This window comes from Saccharopolyspora griseoalba (assembly GCF_042665275.1).
In the GTDB taxonomy this organism is placed as follows: Bacteria; Actinomycetota; Actinomycetes; order Mycobacteriales; family Pseudonocardiaceae; genus Saccharopolyspora; species Saccharopolyspora griseoalba.
The window spans coordinates 265,458-272,062 of record NZ_JBHTCJ010000008.1 but is presented as its reverse complement, the minus strand read 5'-3'; the positions used below and the strand labels follow the sequence as shown (position 1 = coordinate 272,062).

Below are 6,605 nucleotides of genomic sequence, written 5' to 3'. Positions count from 1 at the left end.
CCACGATTCCCGAACGCAGAGATCAACGGGCCAACCGGCAACGACGCGGCCAGGCCGGTGGGCGCCCGCCGGCCTTCGACGCCAGCATTTACACACGCCGCAACATCGTCGAACGCTGCTTCAACCAGCTCAAACAACACCGAGCCATCGCCACCCGCTACGACAAAACCGCCCAGTCCTACCAAGCCATGATCGACCTAGCCACACTCCTCATCTGGCTTTGAGGACACCCCCTAGCAGTTCCCGGCGAACTGCCAACAACCGTCCCCACCCCTTGCTAACCTCACTCCTTCGAGTGAGCTTGAACCGGGAGGGCGGATGGTGCGGCGCGTGGTGGCCGCCGGATTGGTGCTGGTGGCGCTCGTGGCGACCGGCTGCTCCCCGCGCTCCGAGGCGGAGGCCCCGGCACCCGCCGATCCGGAGCTCGGCGCGCACCAGGTCATGCGCCAGCAGGTCTTCGCCCGGCGGGACAGCGGCGCGCTGCGGCTGGACCTGTTCCTGCCGGAGGGCGACCGGCCGGCACCGCTGGTGGTCTACGTCCACGGCGGCGGCTGGAACGCCGGCGAGCGCACCCTGCGGCCCGGCACGCCGGAGGGCGCGACCGCGCGGCGGCTGCTGGCCGAGGGCTACGCGGTGGCCACCGTGGACTACCGCCTCAGCGGCGTGGCCCGCCACCCGGCGCAGCTGCTCGACGTGGCCGAGGCGGTGCGCTGGCTGCAGGCCAACGCCGCGAACTTCGGTCTCGATTCCGGCCGCCTCGCGCTGTGGGGCGCCTCGGCCGGCGGCCACCTGGTCTCCCAGCTCGGCGCGGTGGCCGGCGATCCCGAGCAGCCGGGCGGCGGCCTGACCGGGGTCCGCGCGGTGCTCAACTGGTTCGGCCCCACCGACGTCTCCGCGGAGGCGCAGCAAGCGCACCCGGAGATGCGCCCGTACGCCCGCGCCGCGGTCACCGAGCTGCTCGGCTGCCAGCCGGTGGTCTGCCCGGAGCGGGCCGCGTCGGCCAGCCCGGTGCGGCACCTCTCCGGCGACGAACCGCCGTTCCTGATCCAGCAGGGCACGGCCGACTCGCTGGTCCCGCTGGACGGCCCGCTGGACTTCGCCGCCCGCTCGCGCGCCCTCGGCGTGCCGGTGGAGCTCCACCCCTACGAGGGCCTGGACCACGGCTTCGCCGGCACCGACGACACGTCGTCGATCACCCGCACCCTCGTCGACTACGTCCGCGCCCGCGTGTAGCGGTCACGCGAAGCTGCTGGACTCCGTGCCCAGCGCGGCGTCCTCCTCGCGGCGGACCTCGCCGGTCCCGCCGGAGCCCGCGGCCTCGGCCAGCGGTTCGACGGTGGCCTGGAAGGTCTCCAGCGCGTCGAGCTCCCGGCGCCGCGCGGAGACGAAGCGCTGCAGGTGGGTGCTGGAGAGGTTGACCGCCTCCACCGCGCCCGCGGCAGCGCGCTGCGCGCGCACCGCCTGCCCGCGGATCTGCTCGATGTCCTCGGCGATGGTGCGCTCGGTGGCGGCGAACATCGCCGCCGAGGCCAGCACCGCGAAACCGGTCGGCCCGCAGAGGAACACCCGCTTGCCCAGCAGCCAGGACAGCAGCTGCGGGTCGGTGTCCAGCGCGGCGATCACGGCCGCGTCGGAGGGCACGAACATGATCGTCCCGTAGATCGCGTCGGCCCACTTCTGATAGCCCTTGCCGGCCAGTTCGGCGGCCCGCGAGCGGATGTTCCGCACGTGCACCCGCAGCGCGTCGCGGCGCTCCTCCGGGTCGTCGGTGTCCATCGCCTCGGCCCACACCGCCAGGCTGGCCTTGGCGTCCACCGGGACCTGCCTGCCGCCGCCGACGCCGAGCACCAGGTCCGGGCGCGCGGCCCCGCCGCCGGCGAGGTCGGTCTGCAGCGTGAAGTGCACGCCCTCGCGCAGCCCCAGCGACCGGGCGGTCTCCACCAGCACCTGCTCGCCGAGCTCGCCCCGCCCGGTGATCGAGGCGAAGGCCACCTCGTAGCGGCGCAGCGCGGCCTGCTGCGCGGTCGTCCTGGCGCGCTCGGCCTCCACCATCCGCAGCGCGTCCTCGGCTCGCTTGGCGCTGTCGGCGTAGAGCCGCCAGATCAGCACCAGCGCGCCCGCGAACAGCAGGATCAGCACGACGACCAACCCGACGAGCAAACCGGTTCCCACACGACCTCCAACCGAGACTACTCACCGCATCATCGCCGACGGGCCCGACAAGATCACGAACCCGCGCCGGAACCTCCCCGCACCCGGCCGATCACGCAGCGCACCCGGTCCCCCGCGCACGCTTCTCAGCAGAAGTCGACGCGCGGAACCGCGGACTTCCGATGGGAAAGGGGCGCTCGCGGTGCCGGGTGTGCGACACGCCGAACTGAGCTGGGGTGGCGGCGAGGTCGGACCGCGGCGTCGATAGCTTGATTGGCATGCGGGTACTGCACACCTCCGACTGGCACGTCGGCCGGACGTTCCACGGTCGCGACCTGCTCGGCGACCAGGAAGCGGTGCTCGGCTCGCTGGCCGACGTGGTCGCCGACGAGGGCGTCGACGTCGTGGTGGTCGCGGGCGACCTCTACGACCGCGCGGTGCCCTCCGGCGAGGCGGTGCAGACCTGCGTGCGCGTCATGGCCCGCATCCGCGAGGCGGGCGCCCGGCTCGTGGTGACCTCCGGCAACCACGACTCGGCCGCGCGGGTCGGCGCGTTCGCCGAATTCGCCGCGGCGGGCGGGCTGCACCTGCACACCCGCGTCGACCGGCTGCACGAGCCGTCCGAGCTGCGCGACGAGCACGGCCCGGTCCTCTTCTACGGCCTGCCCTACCTGGAACCCGACCCCGCCCGCCACGCGCTCAACGCCACCGAGGGGGTCCCCGGCGCCGGCGAGATCGTCGAGCGCGGGCACACCCCGGTGCTCGGCGAGGCGATGAACCGCGTCCGCGCCGACCTGGCCGCTCGCCCGGCGGGCGCGCGCTCGGTGGTGCTGGCGCACGCGTTCGTCACCGGCGGTGCGGGCAGCGATTCCGAGCGCACCATCGCCGTCGGCGGCGTCGAGCAGGTGCCCGGCTCCGTCTTCGACGGGGTCGACTACGTCGCGCTGGGCCACCTGCACGGTCCGCAGCGCATCGACGAGCACCTGCGCTACTCGGGCAGCCCGGTGGCCTACTCGTTCTCCGAGGCCGCGCACCGCAAGTCGGTGTGGCTGGTCGACCTGGACGCCGACGGCCTGGCCGAGGTCCGCGGGCACGAGCTCCCGGTGCCGCGCGCGCTGGCCACCATCGAGGGGCCCCTGCAGGAGCTGCTGGAGGACCCCGCGCACGCCGCGGCCGAGGACTGCTACGTCTCGGCCGCGCTCACCGACGAGGTCCGCCCGCTGGAGGCTATGCGCCGCCTGCAGGAGCGCTTCCCGCACGCGGTGCACCTGGAGTGGAAACCGGCCGAGGGCAAGGCGACCGCTCCGCTGCGCTACTCGGCGATCGTGCGCGGACGCGACGACAGCGCGCTGGCCGCGAGGTTCGTCGAGGACTGCCGCGGCGCCCGGCCCAACGAGACCGAGCGGGGCCTGCTGGACGAGGCGCTGCGCGAGGTCGTCGCCGAGGGGACCGAATGAGGCTGCACCGCCTGGAGATCACCGCCTTCGGGCCGTACCGGGGCGAGCAGGTCGTCGACTTCGACGAGCTGGCCGTCGACGGGTTGTTCCTGCTGCACGGCGACACCGGCGCGGGCAAGACCACCCTGCTCGACGCCGTCGCCTTCGCGCTCTACGGGCAGGTCCCCGGTGCGCGGGGCGAGGTCAAGCGGCTGCGCTGCGACACCGCGAGCGACGACACGACGACCCGGGTCGTGCTGGAGCTGACCGTGCAGGGGCAGCGGTTGCGCCTGGAGCGCACCCCGGAGTACCAGCGCCCGAAGAAGCGCGGCGAGGGCTACACCACCCAGCAGGCCAAGGCCTCGCTGACCTGGCTCGACGGCGCCCCGACCGAGGAGTCGCCGGAAGCGGTCACCCGCATCGACGAGGTCGCCCGCACCGTGCACCGGCTGCTGGGCATGACCGTGGAGCAGTTCTTCCAGGTGGTCATGCTCCCGCAGGGCGAGTTCGCGCGGTTCCTGCGATCGGACACCAGCGAGCGCGAGCAGCTGCTCGAAAAGCTCTTCGGCACGCAGCGGTTCGCCGACGTCGAGCGCTGGTTCGTGGAGCGCCGCCGGGAGCGCGGCCGGGTGGTCGACGAGCGCGGCCAGCAGGTGCGCGAGCTGCTGGCCCGCGTCTCGCAGGTCTCCGGCACCCCGGCTTCGTCCGAAGTGGACGACCAGGACTGGTTGGCCGACGTGGAGAAGCGCTCGCAGCGCGAGCTGGAGCAGGCCCAGGCCGAGCGCACCCGGTCTCGCCGCGAGCGCGACACCGCCGAGGCCGGGCTCGCCGAGCGGCGCGAGCTCGCGGAGAAGGTCCGCCGGGTCAAGCAGGCGCGGGACGCCCTCGCCGAGCTCGACGAGCGCAAGGCCGAGCACGACGCCTGGCGCGCGGAGCGCGACGCGGCCCACCGCGCCGTTCCGGTGCAGGCCGCCCGCCGCACCGCCGAACGCGCCGAGCAGGAGCGCGACCGCGCGCGGGCGCAGGTCGCCACCGTCGCCGCGCGCTGCCGCCTCGACCCGGAGACCGACCTGGCGGAGCTGCGCGAGCGCGCCGCCGCCGAGCGCGAGCGGGCGGGCGCGTTGGCCGCGCTCATCCCGCAGGCGCAGCAGCAGGAGACCGACCAGCGCAGGCTCGCCGAGCTCGCCGAGCGCATCGGCGTCGACGCGCGGCGGGAGACCGAGCTGGTCGCCGAGCAGGAGGGCATCCCGGAGCGGGTGCGCCTCGCGCGCGAGCGCGTCGAGGAGGCCAAGCAGGCCGAGCTGCGGTTGGAGACCGTCCGCACCCGCCACGACGAGCTGGAGTCCCTGCTCGGCGTGGCGCGCGAGATCCCCGGTGCGGACACCGAGCTCGCGCGCGCCGAGGAGACCGCGCAGCGCGCGGTCGACGCCCACCAGCAGGCCCGGGACGCGCTGCAGGACCTGCGCGCCCGCAGGCTGGCCGGCATGGCGGCCGAGCTGGCCTCCCGGCTGGAGAGCGGGCGCCCCTGCCCGGTGTGCGGTTCGGCCGAGCACCCCGCTCCCGGCGAGCCGATCGACGACCAGGTCCGCGCCGAGGACGAGGAAGCCGCCGAAGAAGCCGAGCGGCGCACCGCCGCCGAGCGGGAGCGGACCACCGCAGCCGCGCAGCAGGTCCGGCAGCGCGTCGCGGCGCTGCGCGAGCGCCTCGGCGAGCGCACCGAATCCGAGCTGTCCGCGGAGATCGAGCAGCTGCGCGCCGAGCAGCAGCGCCTGCGCGAGGTGGCGGGCGAGCTCGACCGGCGCACCACCGAGCTCACCGCGCTGGAAGCAGCCACCGGCGAGCTCGGCGAGCAGCTCACCGAGCTGCGCACCCGGTTGGCCGCGGCGCGCAGCGAGCACACCGGGTTGACCGAGGCCGTGGAGGAGCGCCGCGCCCGGTTGGCCGAGGGGCGCGGCGAGTTCGACAGCATCGAGGCCCGCCGCGCCCACCTGCTGGAGTCGGCGGCCGCGCTGGAGGAGCTGCTGGCCGCGCGCACCGCTCGGGACGACGCCGAGCAGCGGCTGGCGGCTCAGCGGACCGCGCTGGCCGAGGCCGCCGCCGAGGCCGGTTTCGCCGATCCGGACCAGGCCGGGGCAGCCGAGCGCGGCGAGGAGCGGCTCGCCGAGCTCGACACCGCGATCGGCGAGATCGAGCAGCGCGCCGCGGGCGCCAAGGAAGCGCTGGCCAGCGCCGAGCTCTTCGGCGTCGAACCGGACACCGAGGTCGGGTTGCAGGAGGCCACCGAGGCCGCCGCGCTGGCGCGGGAGGCCGCCGAGCGGGCGGCCGCCGTGGCGCACCGCGCCGAGCAGCGGCAGCGCGAGCTCGACGACCTGGCCGGGCGGTTGCGCGAGGCGTGGAGCGAGCTGGGTCCCGCGCTGGCCGAGCAGGCCGAGCTGGAAGCGCTGGCCGACGTGGTCAACGGGCGGGGGCAGAACGCCCGCAAGATGTCGCTGCGCGCCTACGTGCTGGCCGCGCGGCTGGAGGAGGTCGCGATCGCCGCGACCCGCAGGCTGCAGCGGATGAGCGACGGCCGCTACTCGTTCGTGCACTCCGACGCCGCCGGCGCCCGCGGCACGCGGGGCGGACTCGGGATCGACGTGCTCGACGACTACTCCGGCAAGGTCCGCCCGGCCAAGACGCTCTCCGGCGGCGAGTCCTTCCTCGCCTCGCTGTCGCTCGCGCTGGGGCTGGCCGACGTGGTCGCCGCCGAGAGCGGTGGTGCGCTGCTGGACACGCTGTTCATCGACGAGGGCTTCGGCTCGCTGGACGCCGACACCCTGGACCTGGTCATGGACACCCTCGACGAGCTGCGCTCCGGTGGCCGCGTCGTCGGTCTGGTCTCCCACGTCGACGAGATGCGCCAGCGGATCGGCACCCGCCTGCGGGTCAGGAAGTCCCGGGAGGGCTCGACCCTCGCGATCGAGTCCTGAGCAGTTCGGCCGGAAACTGCACGCCCCCTCGCGTGCAGTTTCCGGCCGA

5 protein-coding genes are annotated in these 6,605 nt (G+C 74.8%); 4 read left to right on the top strand and 1 reads right to left on the bottom strand.

Annotated elements, in window-relative coordinates; genetic code table 11:
- The coding region (locus tag ACFQRI_RS17660) for a transposase (RefSeq protein WP_380669905.1) at positions 1-224 on the top strand (224 nt) is incomplete at its 5' end.
- 94 nt (positions 225-318) lie between these two features.
- Positions 319-1,233: an alpha/beta hydrolase fold domain-containing protein gene (locus tag ACFQRI_RS17655; protein WP_380669903.1), complete on the top strand. Its 915-nt coding sequence runs from the start codon at positions 319-321 to the stop codon at positions 1,231-1,233.
- 3 nt (positions 1,234-1,236) lie between these two features.
- Here ACFQRI_RS17655 and ACFQRI_RS17650 read toward each other — a convergent pair whose 3' ends face one another.
- The gene (locus tag ACFQRI_RS17650) at positions 1,237-2,172 is read right to left on the bottom strand and encodes a DNA recombination protein RmuC (protein WP_380669901.1); all 936 of its coding nucleotides are present in this window, start codon (positions 2,170-2,172) and stop codon (positions 1,237-1,239) included.
- A 257-nt stretch (positions 2,173-2,429) separates the two neighbouring features.
- On the opposite strand from ACFQRI_RS17650, the gene ACFQRI_RS17645 reads away from it, so the two are divergent.
- Positions 2,430-3,608: an exonuclease SbcCD subunit D gene (locus ACFQRI_RS17645; RefSeq protein ID WP_380669899.1), complete on the top strand. Its 1,179-nt coding sequence runs from the start codon at positions 2,430-2,432 to the stop codon at positions 3,606-3,608.
- Positions 3,605-6,556 carry an AAA family ATPase gene (locus tag ACFQRI_RS17640; protein ID WP_380669897.1) on the top strand — a complete coding sequence of 984 codons (2,952 nt, stop codon included), beginning with the start codon at positions 3,605-3,607 and terminating at the stop codon, positions 6,554-6,556. The genes ACFQRI_RS17645 and ACFQRI_RS17640 overlap by 4 nt, the downstream gene beginning before the upstream one ends.
- The last annotated feature ends 49 nt before the right edge of the window (positions 6,557-6,605 follow it).